This is a genomic window from Phenylobacterium conjunctum, assembly GCF_042679085.1.
GTDB classification, from domain to species: Bacteria; Pseudomonadota; Alphaproteobacteria; order Caulobacterales; family Caulobacteraceae; genus Phenylobacterium; species Phenylobacterium conjunctum.
This window is the reverse complement of record NZ_JBHTLQ010000068.1, coordinates 1-14,934: the sequence shown is the minus strand read 5'-3', so window position 1 is coordinate 14,934 and position 14,934 is coordinate 1. Positions and strand designations below refer to the sequence as shown.

Below are 14,934 nucleotides of genomic sequence, written 5' to 3'. Positions count from 1 at the left end.
CTCCAGCCCGCGAAAGGCGTTGGCGCCGGCCGCCTCGTCCAGGCCGCTGCGGCGGGCGAGGGCGGCGGTGAGCAGGTCGAGGGCGGCGCGGCGGGCGGGCAGGCCGCGGATATCGTCAGAGGTCTCAGTCACCGGCGCGGCGTGCCCGCTTCTGGGCTCCTGCGCAAGCCCGCTCTCATCTCTCACCCCTGGAACCGGGGACGGCGGCGGACTAGATGAGAGCCATGTCCGCCCCGCTTCCCCCCAACGCCGCCCCCGACAAGCCGCTCAGCGCGGCCGCCATCCGCGCCCTGGAAGAGGCCGAGGCGCGGCGACAGGCTGAGGCGAAGGTAGGGGCCGAGGCGCAGCCCCACGAGCTGGGCGGACCCGCGGGCCCGGAGCCGACCCGGTTCGGCGACTGGGAGCGCAAGGGCATCGCCTCAGACTTCTGAGCCAAGCCTTTGAACGCTTAAGGTTAAATTGCGCGCCGTCAGGCGAGTGGTCATCGCCCGCCAGGGGCGAACGGTCGCGTGCGTCAGGGGACAACCCTAGGCTTTCGCCAGTTCCGGCGGAGTGCGTCCCATGTTCAAGCCTGTCCTTGGCCTGGCCCTGATCGGCCTGACCCTCGCCCTGGCCGGCTGCGCTGCGCCGGTCCGCGAGGCGCCTCTGCAGGTGGCCCAGGGCTATGGCGTGCCCACCTATGGCTACGCCGCCCAATACTATGCGCCGCCCCGGGCGCGCTGCTGCGGCGCGCCGCCCTGCTGTGTCCCGCCGCCGGCCCCGCCCTGCGGGACCTGTGTCGGCGCGCTCACCCTGGGGCCGGAGTTCGCCTATGACGGCGGCGTCGGCCCGATCCCCGAGGGCGGCTATAGCGGGGGCGGCTATGTCATCGTGGGCGGCGGCTCCGGGTCCGGATCAGGCTCAGGGGCCTCGGCCCGGGCCAGCGCCACCGCCTCGGCCTCGGCCAGCAGCCATGTCACCGTGCGCATCGGCGGCGGCGGCAAGGGCGGCCACGGCAAGCCCGGTGGCTGCGGCGGCGGCTGCGGCCACTAAGCCGGATCAGGCGCCGGCCATCTCCGCCACGATGCGTCGGGCCGCGGCCTGGGGCTCATTGGCGGCGGTGATCGGACGGCCGCAGACGATGTGAGAGGCACCGGACTTCAGCGCCTCTGCCGGGGTCGCGGCGCGGGCCTGATCGTTCTTGGCCGCCCAGTCGGGGCGCACCCCCGGCGTCACCACCAGGAAGTCCTTGCCGCCGATGGCGCGGGCGAGCGCGGCCTCGTGCGGGCTGGCCACCACCCCGTCGCAGCCGGCCTCCACCGCCTGGTGGATCCGCCGCTCGACCAGGGCCCGCGCCCCGTGGGCGTAGCCCATCTCGACCAGGTCGGCGTCGGTCAGGCTGGTCAGCACGGTCACAGCCAGGATCTTCAGGTCAGAGCGGCCCTTGCCACGCACCGCCGAGGCCATCACCTGCGGCTCGCCATGCACGGTCAGCAGGTCACAGCCGGTGTCGGCCAGGACGGCGGCGGCGCGCTGCACCGTGGTGCCGATATCGTGCAGCTTCCAGTCCAGGAACACCTGCTTGCCCTGGCTCTTGAGTTCGCGGGCCAGGCCCATGCCGTCGGTGGCGAACAGCTCCAGGCCGACTTTATAGAAGCTGACCATGTCCCCCAGGGCTTCGACCATGGCCCGGGCCTCATCGGCGGTGGGCAGGTCCAGCGGCACGATCAGGCGGGGATCGGCCTTGGCGGGAAGTTCGGCGACGAGACTGGACATGGAAGCGCTCTCCAGGCAGGGGCGCGCGGCCTCTCGCACGGCGGAGGTCGGCGAAGCGGACGAATTGGGCTAAGAGGCGCTCATGAGCCCGCAGGACTTCGCCGTCAACTTCTTCGTCGCCCTCTTCGCCCTGATCGATCCGATCGGCAACGTGCCGCTGTTCGCGGCCGCGACCTCAGGGACCAAGAGCCGGGACGCGCGGCTGATCGCCTTCTACATCGCGCTCTTCGTCCTGTTCTTCCTGACCTTCTTCTACTTCTCGGGCCTCAGCCTGCTGGCCTTCTTCGGCATCTCCCTGCCGGCCTTCCGGATCGCCGGCGGCATCATCCTGTTCCTGCTGGGGCTCGACATGGCCCGGGATGACTTCGTCACCACCTTCGCCGGGGCCGGCGAGGCGGTGGAGGGCGAGGGCCGGGCCCATGCGCGGCGGCGCTTTGAGCGCATGATCGTGCCCTTCGCCATGCCGCTGCTGATCGGGCCGGGGGCCATCTCCACCGTGGTGATCTACGCCGCCTCGGCCAAGGAGTTCGGCCTTGCCGGCGCGGCCATCGGGGTGGCGGTGATCGCGGCGGTGTCGCTGAGCGTGATGCTGAGCTTCTGGGCCAGCCCGCTGATCACCCGGCTCTTGGGCAAGATCGGCCTGACCATCGTGGTGCGGGTGCTGGGCCTGATCCTCTGCGCCATGGCGGTGCAGTTCGTCCTGGCCGGGGTGGCGGACTCCACCCACGACATCATCCTCAAGAAGGCCTCGGCGCCCTACCAGGACGGCCGGTAAATCTACCGCGAGGTCAATCGGTTATAGGGATATTGGTCGGAGATTTCCTCGGCGAGGAAATCCTCCCGGCATGAGGCGACCATGAAGCTTCGGTGCACCTCGCCGGGCACGCCCACATAGACGTGGGCCGCCCCATCTTCGAAATCGACGGTCAGCTTGGCGCGGCTTTCGTCATAGCGAATGTCGCGGATCTGGGCGGATTCGGTAGGCATCCGGGTCCTCCTGGATGGCCGTGGTGTCTGCAAAAACGCTGAAGGGCCGGCGGGAGGTTCCCGTGCGGCGTACGCCATGCGAACTTGCGCCCCTGGCTGCGCAGAAAGAACCGCAGCAGACTTCAAATCAGGGGGAACTATGGAACCGCACTACGAAGTCGCCATCGTCACGCTTTTGGCGCTGCTTGTCTATTTCTGGATGGGCCTGCGTGTCGGGGGCGCCCGACGCAAGACCGGCATCGCCGCCCCGACCATGACCGGGGACCCGCTCCTGGAGCGCAGCGTCCGCGTCCAGGCCAACACCCTGGAGTGGCTGCCGATCTTCCTGCCCAGCCTGTGGCTGTTCGCGGTCTATTGGGATGACCGGATCGCGGCCGTCGCCGGCCTGGTCTGGATCGTGGGCCGCATCCTCTACGCCACCGGCTATGTGGCCGATCCCGGCAAGCGCGAGGCGGGCTTCCTGATCCAGCTCCTGGCGACCGCGGTGCTGATGTTCGGGGCCCTGGGCCGCATCGTCTGGGCCATGGTCACGACCTCGGCGATCTGACCAGCGCGGCGGGCCGCGCGAACCCCGCGGCCCGACGAACTCGACCTGGGGGTGTGGCGAAGTCTGACCCCATCCTGGGTGTGCTCTTCTGAATTTTAAGGCTTTTTCGCACCCGTTCGGCGCACCGCCGGGCGGGTGCGACATCATGTCCACAACAGTCAAGTTTGGTTAAGCCAGCAGTTTTCCGCACCGGCCATACCGCCTTACTGCTTCGGTCGCCGGCTAGGCGCTGCTTGCGCGCTATTGATGACGTCGCCCTGGCGCTTTTGTCATTCGGTGTCAAAAATCCAATCATCACAGATTTCGATCTGTATAATTGGAGGTATGACCCAACCTGAGCCGCCGTTAACCTAAAGTATGACCAAATTGATCCTGCGTAACGCGTATCTTATATTTCCGTAAGAAAGGTATAGGATCCCGCCTTAGTTTGCTTATTCAAGACGGTACTGCATGCTTTGTCGTCGACCCAGATGGGGCGAGGGGAAAAGATGCAGAACCAATTCAAGATTAATTGCGGCGCCATCGCTGCGGTCCTGGCGCTTGCGGCGCCGGGCGTGGTGCACGCGGACGCGGCGAAGGACCTTGGGGTGGCGGGCCGTGCGCTCACCTTCCTGGAGAACGGACCTGCCGGTAAGGCGACGCTGGGCGTGGTGTTTGACCCGTCCAAGCCGGCCTCGGTGGCGGAAAAGAACGCCCTGATGGCGGCTCTGGGCTCGGGCTACGCGGCCGGAACCCTGACCCTGGTGGGCAAGGCGATTGAAGCTGACGCCGTCGGCGGCGCGGCGGGCGTCCAGGCGCTGTTCGTGACCGGGGGCGTCAACTACGGCGCGGTCGGCTCGGCCGCCAAGGGCAAGAAGCTGATCACCATCGGCTCCGACATGGCGTGTGTCCGGTCGGGCGCCTGCGCCATGGGCGTCGAGACCGAACCGAAGGTGAGCATCACCGTGAACCGGGCGGCGGCCGCGGCTGTCGGGGCGAGCTTCAAGGCCGCCTTCCGCATGATGATCACCGAAATCTGAGCCGAGCGGCCAAGGAACCTCCCATGAACAAGACCCACCTTCTCGCCGGCGCAGCCGCCGGCCTGGCGCTCGCCGCGGCTCTCCCTGCGTCGGCCCAGTCGATCGACTACGGCTCTCTCGAGCAGCTGTTCGGCGAACCCGTGACCACCTCGGCCACCGGCTCGCCCCAGCGCTCCACCGAAGCCCCGGCCGACATGCAGATCATCTCGGCCGACGAGATCCGCCGCTCCGGCGCCACCAACCTGCAGGCGCTGCTGCAGCGCGTGGCCGGCGTGGACGCGCTGAACAGCTCGGCCGGCCAGACGGACGTCAATGTACGGGGCTACAACCAGATCAGCTCGCCGCGCCTGCTGGTGCTGGTCAACGGCCGCCAAGTCTATCTGGACCACTACGGCATGACCATCTGGGCCACCATCCCGGTCCAGCTGGAAGAAATCCGCCAGATCGAGGTGGTGAAGGGCCCCAATAGCGCCCTGTTCGGCTTCAACGCCGTGTCCGGCGTCGTCAACATCATCACCTACAACCCGCAGTTCGACGACACCGACGTGGTCACCGCGCGGGTCGGCACGAACGGCTTCAGCCAGGGCTCCCTGGTCAGCAGCTTCAAGCTCGGCGAAGCCCTCTCGGCCCGCCTCTCGGTCGGCGCCAGCCGGCAGGACGAATGGGATCGCGTCGGCACGCCCGTGACCGTCGATCAGGTCCACGATCCCCGCGCCGTGACGGCCAACCTGGACGCCGTGGCGCAACTGGGCGCCTCGACCACCCTGCGGGTGGAAGGCTCCTGGGCCAATGTCCAGGAATCCCTGATGGCGACGGGCACCTCCTATTCGGTGGCCAAAGCCATCACCAATTCCGAGAAGGCGACCCTGACCTCGGACACGCGGTTCGGGACGATCCAGGCACAGGTCTATCAGAACCAGCTGACGGCGAAGTACGCCATCGCCGGCGGCATCAACTGGGAAAACACCATCACGGTGGCCAGCCTGCAGGACCTGTTCAAGGTCGGCACGGCCCACACCTTCCGGGTGGGCGCGGAATACCGCCACAACACCTTGAACATCGCGCCGATGAACACCTCCGACGTCAGCTATGACGTGGTGTCCGGCTCGGGCATGTGGAACTGGCAGATCAATCCGAAGCTGGCCACCACCGTCGCCCTGCGGGTCGACAAGATGTCCCTGGAGCGATCGGGTCCCTTCCTGCCGCGCTCGCCCAACGCCAACAACGCGCTGTGGGACCGCGACATCACCAAGACCAGCGCCAACGCCACCGTCGCCTGGCGGCCGACCGACGCCGACACCTTCCGCCTGTCCTATGGCCGCGGCGTGCAACCGCCGAGCCTGATCGAGCTGGGCGGCCTGGAGCTGCCGATCGCGGCCGGCCCGATGACCCTGGATCTGGTGGGCAATCCGCGGCTCAAGCCGTCGATCCTGACCAACTATGAGCTGGCCTACGACCACGACTTCGCGCCGATCAAGGCGAAGCTGGGCGTGCGCCTGTTCCAACAGGACTGGAAGGACATCAAGACCAGCATCAGCACCGCGACGCTGGACTTCTTCCCGACCCTGACCACCAACGGCGGTTTCACCCAGATCAACGGCCTCGACTCCAAGGCCAAGGGCGTTGAGCTGACCGCCTCCGGCAAGGCCACCCCGGAACTGGGCTGGCGCGTCGACTACACCTGGACGGACGTGAAGGATCAGCCGTTCGCCGGCGTGAACACCGTGCTGCGCAACGTCGCCTTCGCCCAGACCACGCCGAAGGGCCGCGGCAACATCGGCCTCGACTGGGTCAAGGGTCCCTGGGAAGCCGACGCCAACCTGCACTATGTGGGCGACTATCAGTTCTACCACATGGTGGGCGGGCTTCTGGCCCCGGTCGACGCCCATGTCAGCCTCTCCGGCCGGGTGGGCTACAAGATGGAGAACGGCGTCACCCTGGCCCTCGCCGGCCAGAACCTTCTGAACGAGCGTCAGAAGCAGACCCGCGGTCTGGAAGCCGAGCGCCGCATCCAGTTCAGCGTCAGCAAGAGCTGGTGAGATCGCCCCCTTCGGGGGTGAAGATGGGCCGGTCTCGCCGCGTTGCGGGACCGGCCCTGTCTCTTCCGGGGTGGTCCGGGGGTTGTGCCTGGCGGTCGACTAAACCCAGGACATCCGTGTCCGGACGACGCTGAGGGGCAAAACGCGGTCTGCGACAACTTGTCCGAAACCAGTATTCGCCGAACGCCATCCCATGAATTGAAGCGAAGTAGCGCTAAGGTATTGCTGGTCAATGCGGCGTCTTTGAGCCGCAAAAAACGTACCCAAATTGCGGCTAAAGCAAATTTACATGGCATAAATCGACGTATTCACGTCGACGAGTAATCTGCCGTCTGATGCGATATTCATAGTATGGCCGACGCCAACCCGGTCATACCGATATCGAGTACCTAACATGGTGACTCAGATATTGATCCAAATTGTCGCAGTCAGGGTCCTATTAACCTACATTTACCGTTAAGCGCGCCATCTCGACCGGTGTTTAGCCCGCAATGGGCGAGGGGATAGGAATGCGAGATCAGATCAAATTGCCGCTGACCGCGGCAGCTGCGGTCCTGGCGCTTGCGGCGCCGGGCGTGGTGCACGCGGACGCGGCGAAGGACCTTGGGGTGGCGGGCCGTGCGCTCACCTTCCTGGAGAACGGACCTGCCGGTAAGGCGACGCTGGGCGTGGTGTTTGACCCGTCCAAGCCGGCCTCGGTGGCGGAAAAGAACGCCCTGATGGCGGCTCTGGGCTCGGGCTACGCGGCCGGAACCCTGACCCTGGTGGGCAAGGCGATTGAAGCCGACGCCGTCGGCGGCGCGGCGGGCGTCCAGGCGCTGTTCGTGACCGGGGGCGTCAACTACGGCGCGGTCGGCTCGGCCGCCAAGGGCAAGAAGCTGATCACCATCGGCTCCGACATGGCGTGTGTCCGGTCGGGCGCCTGCGCCATGGGCGTCGAGACCGAACCGAAGGTGAGCATCACCGTGAACCGGGCGGCGGCCGCGGCTGTCGGGGCGAGCTTCAAGGCCGCCTTCCGCATGATGATCACCGAAATCTGAGCCGAGCGGCCAAGGAACCTCCCATGAACAAGACCCACCTTCTCGCCGGCGCAGCCGCCGGCCTGGCGCTCGCCGCGGCTCTCCCTGCGTCGGCCCAGTCGATCGACTACGGCTCTCTCGAGCAGCTGTTCAATGAACCGGTGACCACCTCGGCCACCGGCTCGCCCCAGCGCTCCACCGAGGTGCCGGTCGACATGACCATAATCTCCCAGGCCGATATCCACCGCTCCGGCGCCAAGGACCTGCCGACCATCCTGTCGCGCGTCGCCGGCGTGGACGTGCTGAACTTCTCGGCCGGCCAGTCCGACGTGGGCATCCGCGGCTACAACCAGGCGCGTTCGCCGCGCCTGCTGGTGCTGGTCAACGGCCGCCAGGTCTATCTGGACCACTTCGGCTACACCGACTGGACGGCCCTGCCGGTTCAGCTGTCTGAAATCCGCCAGATCGAGGTCGTCCGCGGCCCGAACAGCGCCATCTTCGGCTTCAACGCCGTGTCCGGCGTGGTCAACATCATCACCTACAACCCGAAGTTCGATAAGGTCGGCGGGCTGGAAGTCTATGCCGGCAACGGCACGACCGCCGGTGTCTCCGTGGTCGAAACCTTCAACATCGGCGACAAGGTCTCGGTCCGCATCTCCGGCGGCGGCGAGCACCAGGACGAGTGGGCGCGGTCCAACAACCTCGTCACCAGCGCCATGATCCACAACCCGTCGGCCGTCCGCGCCAACCTGGACGCCGTGGCCCAGCTGACGCCGAAGACCGAACTGCGGGTCGAGGGCTCCTGGTCCAACCTGGCGGGCAGCCAGGTGATCTCGACCTTCGCCTACGCCCAGCACCGGGTGAAGACCTGGTCGGAAAAGGCGACCCTGACCGCCGACACCAACTATGGCCTGATCCAGGCCCAGATCTATCAGAACCAGCTGGACGCGCTGACGCCCGGCCGCCGGTATCTGAACACGATCACGGTCACCAGCCTGCAGGACCTGTTCAAGGTCGGCGCCAACCACACCTTCCGGGTTGGGCTGGAGCATCGCCAGAACCAGCTGGATACGGCGTCCTATGTGGGCGGCGTGGTCCGCTACACGGTCCTGGCCCCGTCGGCCATGTGGAACTGGGTGGTCAACGACAAGCTGTCGCTCACCGCCGCGGCCCGCTACGACATGCTGTCCCTGGAACGCGAAGGCACCTTCCCGAAGGGCGCCCCGCCGCAGACCAACAGCCAGTGGGATCGCGACATCAAGGAGACCAGCGTCAATCTGGGCGCGGTCTATAAGGTCACCCCGACCACCTCGGTGCGCGCCACCTACGCCCGCGGCGTCCAGGCTCCGACCCTGCTCGAGCTGGGCGGTCTGGTGATCCCGCCGGCCACCCCGGCCCCCGCCGGCGGCCTGATCCAGGGCAATCCGACCCTGGACCCGGCCATCGTCACCAACTACGCGATCGGCGTCGATCACGACTTCACCCCGGTGAACGTGAAGGCCGGCCTGAAGCTGTTCTCGCAAAAGACCGAGAACGTGAAGGGCCAGTTCAGCGCCTCGATCCTGGACGTCCTGCCCACGGCCACCACCTGGCCGGTGTTCACCTACAAGAACGCCTCGGACTCCAAGATGTGGGGTGTTGAAGCCGCGGCCTCCGGCAAGCTGGGCGGCGGCTTCCACTGGAGCGCGGACACGACCTACACCAAGGTCGAGGACGACAGCTTCACCACCGACGCCAACCTGATCCTGCGCAAGGTCGCCTTTGCGCAGACCACGCCGAAGTGGCGCAGCAACGTGGCGCTCGGCTGGGCCAACCCGAAGTGGGCGGTCGACGGCTACGTGCACAACGTCAGCAAGTTCAACTCCTACAACGGCAACCTGCTGGAGCCGGTCGAGGGCTACACCTCGCTGGGCGGCCGCGTGGCCTACAAGGCGCCCTACGGCATTGAGCTGGCCCTGAGCGGCCAGAACCTGCTGGACGAGCGGCAATCCCAGGCCAAGGGCCCCTCGGGCCTGATGGCTGAACGCCGCATCTTCTTCACCGTCGGCAAGAGCTGGTGAACTGACGACGGCCCCACGAAGCACTCGTGGGGCCGCACTACCCCTGGAGACCCCCGATGAAAAGTTTCCGTCTCGCCGATCTCTCCCTCGTGGTGAAGATGGCGGTCGCGCCGGCCTTCGCCGTGCTCATGCTGGCCCTGGTGGCCGGCGGAGCCGTCGTCAGCCAGCAGCAACAGACCAAGGCCATTGATCGCATCGTCGAGCAGGACATGGCGACCAGCTTGGAGCTGGCCCGTATCTCCAAGCAGATCACCGCTATTCACGGGGATCTCTATCTGCTGATGACCAACCAGGCGGCCGGGTCCGACCTGGCGGCCATTCCGGAAAAGCTCAATGCGCTGATGGCGCAGGCCGACGCCACCAAGGGCGACCTGGCCAAGCTGAAGGCCAAGCTTCCGAAGGATCAGCAGAAGACCTTCGACGGCCTGATCAAGGACCTGACCGACTATCGCGGCGGGATCGAGGTCGTGGGCTCGATGATGGGCATGGACTTCGCGACGGCCGCGACCTTCGTCGCGCCGTTCGAACAGCAATATTCGCGCATGACCGCGACCCTGGACGAGGCCACGGCCAAGGCCCAGGTCGAGGCCCAAGGCCACGCCAAGGCCAGCGCGAAGGCCGCCGCCATGCAGGGCAATATCGCCATGGCCGGCGCCCTGATCACCCTTCTGGCCGTCGCCGGCATCTCGGTCGCCGCCATCCTGGGCGTGAAGAAGGCCATCCAGAGCATCGCTGACGCCACCGGCCGACTGGCCTCGGGCGACACCAGCCAGAACCTGGAGCAGATCGCCCGCAAGGACGAGCTGGGCGCCATCGTCTCGTCGCTCACCGTGTTCAAGGACAACCAGGCCCGCCTGGCGGCCATGCACGACGAGCAGAAGGAGCTCGAGGCGCGCGAGGAAGCCACCCGCGCCGAGGCCGAGGCCGAACGCGCCAAGACCTCCGCCGCCCAGAGCGCCGTCGTGGCCTCCCTGGCCGATGGCCTCAGCCGCCTGTCCAACGGCGACCTGACCCACCGCATCGACCATGCGTTCCCGTCCGAATACGAAGCCCTGCGCATGGACTTCAACGCGGCCATGGAACGTCTGCAGGGCGCGATGCAGGTCATCACCAGCAACGTGAACCAGATCAATGCGGGCGCCGACGACATCGCCGGGGCCTCCGATGACCTGTCGCGGCGCACCGAGCAGCAGGCGGCCAGCCTGGAAGAGACCGCCGCGGCGCTCGACCAGATCACCGCCACGGTCAGGAAGTCGGCCGAAGGCGCGGCCCACGCCCGCGTCGTCGTCCAGAACGCCAAGACCGGCGCGGCCGAGGGCGGCGAAGTCGTCCGCCAGGCCGTCACGGCCATGGGCCAGATCGAGGACTCCTCCAAGCAGATCAGCCAGATCATCGGGGTGATCGACGAGATCGCCTTCCAGACCAACCTCTTGGCCCTGAACGCCGGGGTCGAAGCGGCGCGGGCGGGCGAGGCCGGCAAGGGCTTTGCGGTGGTCGCCTCCGAAGTGCGGGCCCTGGCCCAGCGCTCGGCGGAAGCCGCCAAGGAGATCAAGGGCCTGATCACCGCCTCGACCACCCAAGTGGGTTCGGGCGTGCAGCTGGTCAGCCGCACTGGCCAGGCCCTGGAGGCCATCGTCAACCAGGTCGCCGAGATCGACGCCCTCGTCACCGAGATCGCCGCCTCGGCCCAGGAACAGGCGACCGGCCTCAACGAGGTCAACTCGGCCGTCAACAAGATGGACCAGGTCACCCAGCAGAACGCCGCCATGGTGGAGGAATCCACCGCCGCCACCCACGCCCTCAAGGGCGAGGCCGGCGAACTGTCCCGCCTGGTCGGCGAATTCCGAACCGGAGATCATCAGCCGATCTCCCGGCCGGCCCGCTCCTCCCCGCGGCCGGCCACCTCGGCCTCGCGTCCGGCGTCCACGACGCCGCGTCGCAGAACCGAGACACTGGCGGCGAGCTATGGCGGCGCGGCCGTCGCGGCCGCTGCGCCGGCGCCCGCCGCCGACGACTGGGAAGAGTTCTGACGCCCCACGCCGGAGCTCTGACCAACGGAACGCGCTCGGCGGCCTCGCCGGGCGCGTTTTCGTGTCCGGTCTGTTGCCGGGGCGCGCCGCCGCGCCTTGGCCGCAACCACAATTCGGTCCATCTGTTAGGTCTAGGATCGACGGCACACTGTTCGAGGTAGCGTCATGGCCGCCCACTCACCCACTGCCAAGTCTCTTACCGCAATAGGTCTCAGCCTGGGCCTCATGCTCGGCCTGGCGGCCTGCGCCACGCCGACGCCCTATCAGCCCGCCGCGGCCGGGCGGCACGCCGCCGGCTTCTCCGAGATCCGGATCGAGCCCAACCGGTTCCGGGTCACCTTCTCCGGCAACAGCCTGACCTCGCGCGAGACGGTGGAGGGCTACCTGCTCTATCGGGCCGCTGAACTGACCGTGGCCCAGGGCTACGACACCTTCACGGTGGTCGACCGCAAGACCGACAAGTCGAGCCGCACCTATGTGCAGCCGGACCCGATGTTCCATCCCTGGTACGGGCCGAGCTACGGCTTCTGGCGGCCCAGCTGGCGCTATTACGGCCCAGGCTTTGGCTGGCGATCCTGGGATCCGTTCTGGGGCGACCCCTTCTGGAGCGACCAGATGGATGTGCGCACCGTCGACCGCTACGAGGCCAGCGCCGAGATCGTCATGAGCCGCGGCCCGAAGCCGGAGGCCGATCCCACCGCCTTCGACGCGCGGGCGGTGATGACCAACCTCGGGCCGCGGATCCAGCGCCCCGCCCCCTAAAGGGCGCGGGGCGCCGTCCATCAGGCGGTTTCGTCGATGAAGGCCAGGCCGGCGTTGTCGGTCAGGCGCTTGATCAGGCGGTTCCCCATGGCCGCGCCGGGCGTCCAGACGCCGCCCCGAACCTCGGTCGCGTCCTTGACCAGGCAAATGGCGGCTTCCGAGATCATCTTGGACGTGGAGCCGTAGCCGGGATCCTTGTCGCCGGTGACCCCGGCGCGCACCTGGCGGCCGTCTGCGGCGATGCCGATGAAGGCCACGTCGAAGAAGCCGGTCTCCCGCTCCTCCTTGCTGGGGCCCTCACCGGGCTTGGGCATGTTCGGCCCGCCCAGGCTGCCCACCGGCGGCGCATTCGGGTCGATCACCACCATCTCGTCATAGACGAAGTCCTGGCCCCAGGCGTGGTCCAGGAGGGCGTTGGCCCGGTGCACGTTCTTGGTGTTGATGGTCGCCATCACGAAGGGGCCGACCTGGGCGTCCAGGTCCGGGTCATGCTCGGCCTTGTCGCCGGGCGGTTGGGCCGGACCCTTGAAGCCGTTGGCCAGGGAGAAGGGGTCGGTCAGGTAGGCGATGATCGACGGATCCTTGGCCGCCGCGGCCATGGTCGCCTGCAGGCTGGCGGCGGTGCCGCCCGAGAAGCCGCCCTTCATCCGCCGCACCCGGCCCTTCACTCTCGGGACGGGCGCACCCAAGCGGGCCTTGGCGATCTCCTCCACGAAGAAGGCGCCCAGCTCGAAGGGAATGGAGTCGAAGCCGCAGGAGAACACGATGCGGGCGCCGGTGCGCCGGGCCTCGGCGTCGTGGGCGTCGATCATCTGGCGCATCCAGGCGGGCTCGCCGCACAGGTCCAGATAGTCGGTCCCCGCCGCCGCGCAGGCCGCCACCAGAGCCGAGCCATAGAGCTGATAGGGGCCGACCGTGGTCAGCACCGCCTTGGTCCGCGCCACCATGGCGGTGAGCGAGGCGGGATCGTCAGCGTCGGCGACCACCAGCGGAACGTCCTTGGGCGCGCCGATCTCGTCACGCACCTGGGCCAGCTTGTCGGCGCTGCGGCCCGCCATGGCCCATTTCACCTCGCCGCCCACGCCATAGCGCCCGGACAGGTATTCCGCCACCAGCCGGCCGGTGAAGCCGCTGGCGCCATAGACGATGATGTCGAATTCCGTATTGGCCCGCATGGCGCGCTCCCTCGTGTGCGCCGGACCATGCCGCCAACCCGTCCTGGGATCAAATGCCGAAGCGCGGGACCTCTGGGCGGCCCGAAGCGGGTAGGTGCGGCGTTCCGTCACGCGCGGCGCCTGATCCGGTCTCCGCCCCTATGGCGCCACTCATGCGCGTATCGGACGCAGGGCGCGGTGCGCCTGTCCCGAAAATCCCAAAGGTCGCCAGAGCGGACTTATGAGGCGAAATTCCGGGATAAAAATCAATGAGATAAATCCGACGGGACGGTGCGTCCCCGCAGGTTGCGCCACCGTCGCCGTCTCAAAAGGTGTCTCTAAAGTAACGCCTCAATATCCATAACGGACGTGTACCATATTGGGGGTCTAGATTCCAATAATTACCGCCGACTCCGGGACACCTGTAAGTCGTCCGCGCCTGAAAATCGGCTTTACCGTTCATTAATCGCCTCGCCCTGTGATTGTGGTTGAGTTTCAACTTTTGATAACCACGCTTGGCGATCCCATGAAAAGATCCGCAAAAACAATGCGCAAATTGCCCCCCGGGGTAGAGTTGAGCGGGGATCTGACTATTCGGGGTATCAAGATCGCCCATGAAAGGTTGTCGTTAGCGCTGCGGGACAACTCTCAAGTAGAGGTCCGGGTTGCTGAAGACGCCACGGTTGATCTCACACTTGTTCAGTTGATCGAGGCTGCGCGGCGCGAAAAGCGCGACGCCGGCGGCGATCTCACCTTCGCGACACCTGCGCCTCAGCCCCTCCTCGATGTGCTGACGCGCGGCGGATTTCTTGAGGCGGCCGAAAGCCGCCGGTTCTGGCTTGGGGCGGGAGAATAGAAATGGCGGCGATTCTGACGGTCGATGACTCGGCCAGCATCCGGCAGGCGATCAAGGTGGCCCTGTCCGGCGAGGGTTATGAGGTCGCGGAGGCGGCGGATGGCTCGCAGGGCCTGGCCAAGGCCGACTCCGCCCACTTCGACATGATCATCACCGATCTCAACATGCCGGTGATGGACGGCCTGACCATGATCCGCCAGCTGCGCGCCAAGCCCGCGCACCAGGGGGTGCCGATCATCTTCCTGACCACTGAGAGCGACGCCGACATCAAGGCCCAGGCCAAGTCGGCGGGCGCCACGGGCTGGCTCACCAAGCCCTTCGATCCGGACCAGCTGATCCGCATCGTCAAGAAGGTGCTCGCCTCGTGAGCGCCGATCCGGTTGAGACCTTTCGTCAGGAGGCCCAGGACCTCCTTGAGCAGATCGAGACCGGATTGCTCGATCTGGCCCACCGCCCAGGCGATCGCACCCTGATCGACGCGGTGTTCCGCGGGCTGCACACGCTCAAGGGCTCGGGGGCCATGTTCGGCTTCGACGCCCTGGCCGCCTTCACCCACCACTGTGAGACGGCCTTCGACCAGGTGCGCAAGGGCCAGGTCCCCGCCACCGCCGAGCTGGTGGCCGCGGTGCTCGACGCCCAGGACCACATGCGCGCCCTGGCCGAGGGGCGCGAGGCCGCCGCCGCGACGGGCGACGCCCTGCTGGCC

16 protein-coding genes are annotated in these 14,934 nt (G+C 67.2%); 13 read left to right on the top strand and 3 right to left on the bottom strand.

Annotated features, from left to right (window positions below):
* The first annotated feature begins 215 nt into the window (after nucleotides 1-215).
* Nucleotides 216-431, top strand: a complete 216-nt coding sequence (locus ACFQ27_RS18770) for a DUF1674 domain-containing protein (RefSeq protein WP_377354662.1) — start codon at nucleotides 216-218, stop codon at nucleotides 429-431.
* A gap of 130 nt (nucleotides 432-561) precedes the next feature.
* On the top strand, nucleotides 562-1,032 hold the full coding sequence (locus tag ACFQ27_RS18765) for a hypothetical protein (protein ID WP_377354661.1): 471 nt from the start codon (nucleotides 562-564) through the stop codon (nucleotides 1,030-1,032).
* Between the two features lie 6 nt (nucleotides 1,033-1,038).
* Here ACFQ27_RS18765 and pyrF read toward each other — a convergent pair whose 3' ends face one another.
* Nucleotides 1,039-1,755, bottom strand: a complete 717-nt coding sequence (pyrF, locus tag ACFQ27_RS18760; protein WP_374344083.1) for an orotidine-5'-phosphate decarboxylase — start codon at nucleotides 1,753-1,755, stop codon at nucleotides 1,039-1,041.
* An 82-nt stretch (nucleotides 1,756-1,837) separates the two neighbouring features.
* Here pyrF and ACFQ27_RS18755 point away from each other — a divergent pair, with 82 nt between their 5' ends.
* Nucleotides 1,838-2,530, top strand: coding sequence for a MarC family protein (locus tag ACFQ27_RS18755; protein WP_374344086.1), 693 nt, complete (start codon nucleotides 1,838-1,840; stop codon nucleotides 2,528-2,530).
* 2 nt (nucleotides 2,531-2,532) lie between these two features.
* Here ACFQ27_RS18755 and ACFQ27_RS18750 read toward each other — a convergent pair whose 3' ends face one another.
* Nucleotides 2,533-2,742 carry a KTSC domain-containing protein gene (locus tag ACFQ27_RS18750; RefSeq protein ID WP_374344088.1) on the bottom strand — a complete coding sequence of 70 codons (210 nt, stop codon included), beginning with the start codon at nucleotides 2,740-2,742 and terminating at the stop codon, nucleotides 2,533-2,535.
* A gap of 139 nt (nucleotides 2,743-2,881) precedes the next feature.
* Between ACFQ27_RS18750 and ACFQ27_RS18745 the strand changes: the two genes are divergently transcribed.
* From ACFQ27_RS18745 to ACFQ27_RS18715, 7 genes are all read left to right on the top strand, one after another.
* Complete coding sequence (locus tag ACFQ27_RS18745) at nucleotides 2,882-3,289, top strand: MAPEG family protein (protein WP_374344090.1); 408 nt, start codon at nucleotides 2,882-2,884, stop codon at nucleotides 3,287-3,289.
* Between the two features lie 488 nt (nucleotides 3,290-3,777).
* Nucleotides 3,778-4,308, top strand: coding sequence for a hypothetical protein (locus tag ACFQ27_RS18740; RefSeq protein WP_374344092.1), 531 nt, complete (start codon nucleotides 3,778-3,780; stop codon nucleotides 4,306-4,308).
* A gap of 23 nt (nucleotides 4,309-4,331) precedes the next feature.
* Nucleotides 4,332-6,347, top strand: coding sequence for a TonB-dependent receptor plug domain-containing protein (locus ACFQ27_RS18735; protein ID WP_377354660.1), 2,016 nt, complete (start codon nucleotides 4,332-4,334; stop codon nucleotides 6,345-6,347).
* Nucleotides 6,348-6,856: 509 nt separating this feature from the next.
* Entirely contained in the window at nucleotides 6,857-7,387 is a 531-nt protein-coding gene (locus ACFQ27_RS18730) for a hypothetical protein (protein WP_377354659.1), read from the top strand.
* Nucleotides 7,388-7,410: 23 nt separating this feature from the next.
* A complete protein-coding gene (locus tag ACFQ27_RS18725; protein WP_377354658.1) occupies nucleotides 7,411-9,426 on the top strand; it encodes a TonB-dependent receptor plug domain-containing protein in 2,016 nt (671 codons plus the stop codon).
* Between the two features lie 56 nt (nucleotides 9,427-9,482).
* Nucleotides 9,483-11,456, top strand: a complete 1,974-nt coding sequence (locus ACFQ27_RS18720) for a methyl-accepting chemotaxis protein (RefSeq protein ID WP_374344100.1) — start codon at nucleotides 9,483-9,485, stop codon at nucleotides 11,454-11,456.
* Nucleotides 11,457-11,681: 225 nt separating this feature from the next.
* On the top strand, nucleotides 11,682-12,218 hold the full coding sequence (locus ACFQ27_RS18715) for a CC0125/CC1285 family lipoprotein (protein WP_377354657.1): 537 nt from the start codon (nucleotides 11,682-11,684) through the stop codon (nucleotides 12,216-12,218).
* 20 nt (nucleotides 12,219-12,238) lie between these two features.
* Here ACFQ27_RS18715 and ACFQ27_RS18710 read toward each other — a convergent pair whose 3' ends face one another.
* The gene (locus ACFQ27_RS18710) at nucleotides 12,239-13,393 is read right to left on the bottom strand and encodes a saccharopine dehydrogenase family protein (RefSeq protein ID WP_377354656.1); all 1,155 of its coding nucleotides are present in this window, start codon (nucleotides 13,391-13,393) and stop codon (nucleotides 12,239-12,241) included.
* Between the two features lie 553 nt (nucleotides 13,394-13,946).
* Here ACFQ27_RS18710 and ACFQ27_RS18705 point away from each other — a divergent pair.
* The 3 genes from ACFQ27_RS18705 to ACFQ27_RS18695 form a co-directional block, all read left to right on the top strand.
* Nucleotides 13,947-14,228, top strand: a complete 282-nt coding sequence (locus tag ACFQ27_RS18705) for a hypothetical protein (RefSeq protein ID WP_377354655.1) — start codon at nucleotides 13,947-13,949, stop codon at nucleotides 14,226-14,228.
* A 2-nt stretch (nucleotides 14,229-14,230) separates the two neighbouring features.
* The gene (locus tag ACFQ27_RS18700) at nucleotides 14,231-14,596 is read left to right on the top strand and encodes a response regulator (protein ID WP_374344108.1); all 366 of its coding nucleotides are present in this window, start codon (nucleotides 14,231-14,233) and stop codon (nucleotides 14,594-14,596) included.
* Nucleotides 14,593-14,934, top strand: a 342-nt coding sequence (locus ACFQ27_RS18695) for an Hpt domain-containing protein (protein WP_377354654.1), incomplete at its 3' end; no start/stop codon positions are given. The genes ACFQ27_RS18700 and ACFQ27_RS18695, both read left to right, overlap by 4 nt.